Genomic DNA, 3,380 nt, shown 5'->3' on the forward strand with positions numbered 1-3,380 from the left:
ACACGTGTTCGTCGAGACCACGTCTACCACACGGGATCCACACCTCGTTACTTCAAGGTTGGATCAGCGCTTGCCTCACCCCAGTTAAACATGGTGGTTGGTAAGACTGGGCGCACTACCAATCTTACTCAAGGACTCATCCGGGCAGTTGGTGTCTCTGTGAATGTCAGGTTTGGTTCTGCAGGGGTAGCCCACTTTCGAGACCAGTTCTCGGTCCGATCAACTGGCAGCGGTACATTTTCCGCAGGGGGAGACTCTGGCTCCTTTGTATGGGGATGGCAGAGTGGTTTACCACCAGTTGGCTTACTCTTTGCTGGGGGTGGCGGTACGACCTTCTGCAACCGTATGTCCCGTGTAGTTAATGCGCTCGATATTACATTAATTTAACTGAGCCGACTCTTTGCATGGATCGGCTGCATTGACCCCGAATCAAACATACAGAACATTGCTCATCCTAAACATGAGCAATGTTCTGTTCATTCCGATACGCTATTTACATTATCCGAGGTGCTGGATGGTTGAACTCATAATATCATTGCTAATATACACCTGTGGCATTGGTGGAAACTATAAAAATGGGAGTTGCTTTATGAGCTTTTTAGTGGAAAATGCTGCCATTACATATGAGCCTGATGAAGAGTCTACCAGTTTGCAGGCTGCTCGTGATGAGGCAGAACGACAGCTGGGGCATCTTGAGAACATTGTCGGCATTGGTATGAGCCAGACCCTTGAAGGGGAGGACGCTGTTATCGTGTACGTAAAGACTAGGGAAACCCTTGCTCAATTGCCCACCCACATTTCTGGCGTTCCTGTCATTGGTGAGGTCACGGGCGAAGTTCGTGCTTTATAAGAGGTTTAAGTGTTCGTGCTGAGAGTTACGCTCGCCCGCTTTGACAGCATAGTTTTCTCATAAGAATAATCTTTATAGTCTTGTGCGAGACATACTTCACCAGCTCTTTACGAATCCAGTGTTTCTATCACGCATATCGCATCGATATTTGGCTTCTCTACCGCTAGCGATTGAGTTTTCAAGCATTACCCTATCAAAGGTTTTGCTTTATTTATTTATGCCGCCAGCCCCCCAGCCTCCCCCAAATACTCCCGCACAATCTGACTCAACCCCTCACCACACTCAGTCACGTTGTACAGCTTCACAGGGCACATACGACCATTGACAAGTCTTCGCTCTTCGTATGGATTCTTGTTATAGGTTTCAACAAACCAAGCCTTAGCGCGTTTCCCAAGTGTTGATGAAAGCTTTTGCGGGACCTTATAGCCCAATTTCTCGGCAAACTCTACAATGCCCATCCATTCATCTGCCTTTTCTGAACCAGGTGGGAGCTGCTTTTGTTCGCCTGCAACAATATTGTTAGCCATGTCGCACCAATTTTGCTGAACCCGAGGATTGATGAAATCTTGCCCCAGCATCTCTTTAAGGTCTCGCATAGTAATAGCAAGATTTTGCAGCCTCACATCAGCAGGGGGCAGTTGCAGGGGCTGTGGCTCTGGAACAGAATCAGTTTTTTGAAGACTATAAGACCCAGTTTTTCTGATTGCTGGTAACACCTCATGCTTTAGCCAGCGCTTAAATCGTTTGGCTTCGGGTTTGCGACTACCAAAGACCAGCTCATATAACCCAGGCTCGTTAACCGTTAGTAAATCTTGCTTCCCGCCAAGGGTATCACTTAAACCTAGTTCCAACTAAGTTTGTTTGGATATCATAAGGTCATCGAGTTTGGAGGCCAAGTATGATGGCCAAACGCAAGCAACGAGGGACAGCAGGGGATAAAACGATCTGCCTGCCCATCGCCGATAGCATTGATTATGACCAGTTGGTTGAGGACCGTGAGGCCTACCGAGAGTACCTGAACGAGCAAATAGCCAGCTATCCGGAGCTGTTCCCCAAGGGAATTGAGGAGGGATATCGGTTTCATGGGTGGGTGACCTCAGCTCGTCAGCACCTGAAAACACGTCGTATATATCTTCCCAAACAAAAAACAGCCTATCAACTGCGTCCCGATTTCGTCACGCCTTATATGAGTGAAACGTCTGAGCTAGCAGGCAAAGCAATGTATTTGAGAAAGCATGGCCTCTCTTATGATGGGATTGCTTACGTATTGGGCCGCTCGGAGATGCATTGGTATCGGTTGTGTCAATCTCTTGGCCGAGCATCCATTGTCGGAACAACGTTGAAAACAGAAGAGTCGCTCCCCCCCATCTAGTGGCCGATGAAAAGCATGGTAGCCATCAAGGAGAGCGTATCTATTGGGTGGTGACAGCGGCTAAGGGGTGTATTGTGGGCAGTGGTCTGAGCCCAACGGCTGGATACGAGGACTTGCAAGCGGCGTATGGGGACTTTGAGCAAGAGATGAGCGAGCATGCCCCTGACTATCGACCTGAGACAGTCACCACCGATGGATGGGACGCGACTCGTCGAGCCTGGGAAACCCTATTTCCTGGCATCACCTGGATTCTATGCTTTCTACATGAGGTGATTAAAGTGCGTGATTGGTGTCGCTCTAAGCCTGAGTTACGCACCTGCTTAACCGACAAGCTTTGGCATATCTATCACGCCACCAGCAAACGTCAATTTGCTCAGCGATTGCGTCGTTTTCTCGAATGGACACAATCGGTGGAGCTTCCCGACGCCATCCATGACCGGTTACAACGACTCAGAGAAAAATCTCTATTTTTCCAGAGAGCCTTCGACTTTCCTAATGCCTATCGCACCAGTAATCAGGTGGATCGCCCCATGAACTATCTCGACCGGGCACTCTATGCCATGCAAGATTTTCATGGGGCTTGGGAGGCTGCTGAGTTATCCGTTCGCTCCATGGCGATGCTGTGGAACTTTCATCCATTCTGTCGTAAAACTCAGCAGCAAAATGGAGGCTGTTTGTGTCCCTTTGAGAAACTCAATGGCTTCCGATATCATGACGACTGGATGCGTAATTTGTTAATTGCCTCTTCTCTCAATGGACGGAGACCGTTGATTACATCCCCTCACACAAACTGAGGTGGAATCAGGATTACCCTTTTCACACTTTGGTATCTACGCTACCCAAAGCTTCAGACTCAATCAACCTGATTGAGAAAATTTAGGAAGAATACATGTTGAATATTAATCGTTATGTCTTGGACTGGGTGCCGGACACTGGGGGTTATCGGCTCTGGGATTTCGACCCCACGAGCCGTGATCCGTTGCCAGGTTCAGCGGTTCAAAGTGAAGCTTAAACCCACGTTGGGTTCAAAACCCAACGCTAATTGAGGGCTGTCCACTCAAGGGACAAGGTTGGCTGGGCAGCTCTAAATATAGAGCTTTTAGGGATTCTTTAACCGCTTGAGCGGTTTTGAGCCAGTTAGCCTTGCGACTTTGAGTC

The 3,380-nt window shown here is 48.5% G+C and carries 4 protein-coding genes and 1 pseudogene; 4 read left to right on the forward strand and 1 reads right to left on the reverse strand.

Annotated features, from left to right (window positions below; genetic code table 11):
• Window positions 1–387, forward strand: a pseudogene (locus tag DXZ20_RS04860) (hypothetical protein); the annotation flags it as partial.
• A gap of 202 nt (window positions 388–589) precedes the next feature.
• Entirely contained in the window at window positions 590–850 is a 261-nt protein-coding gene (locus DXZ20_RS04865; protein ID WP_163696786.1) for a hypothetical protein, read from the forward strand.
• Between the two features lie 215 nt (window positions 851–1,065).
• On the opposite strand, the gene DXZ20_RS04870 is transcribed toward DXZ20_RS04865, so the two are convergent.
• On the reverse strand, window positions 1,066–1,701 hold the full coding sequence (locus DXZ20_RS04870; protein ID WP_163696788.1) for a BRO-N domain-containing protein: 636 nt from the start codon (window positions 1,699–1,701) through the stop codon (window positions 1,066–1,068).
• Between the two features lie 47 nt (window positions 1,702–1,748).
• On the opposite strand from DXZ20_RS04870, the gene DXZ20_RS04875 reads away from it, so the two are divergent.
• Both DXZ20_RS04875 and DXZ20_RS04880 read left to right on the forward strand, forming a co-directional pair.
• Window positions 1,749–2,222: a hypothetical protein gene (locus DXZ20_RS04875; protein WP_163695745.1), complete on the forward strand. Its 474-nt coding sequence runs from the start codon at window positions 1,749–1,751 to the stop codon at window positions 2,220–2,222.
• Window positions 2,222–3,016: a hypothetical protein gene (locus DXZ20_RS04880; RefSeq protein WP_163695747.1), complete on the forward strand. Its 795-nt coding sequence runs from the start codon at window positions 2,222–2,224 to the stop codon at window positions 3,014–3,016. The genes DXZ20_RS04875 and DXZ20_RS04880 overlap by 1 nt, the downstream gene beginning before the upstream one ends.
• The last annotated feature ends 364 nt before the right edge of the window (window positions 3,017–3,380 follow it).

Source organism: Adonisia turfae CCMR0081, assembly GCF_011009555.1.
In the GTDB taxonomy this organism is placed as follows: domain Bacteria; phylum Cyanobacteriota; class Cyanobacteriia; order Phormidesmidales; family Phormidesmidaceae; genus Leptothoe; species Leptothoe turfae.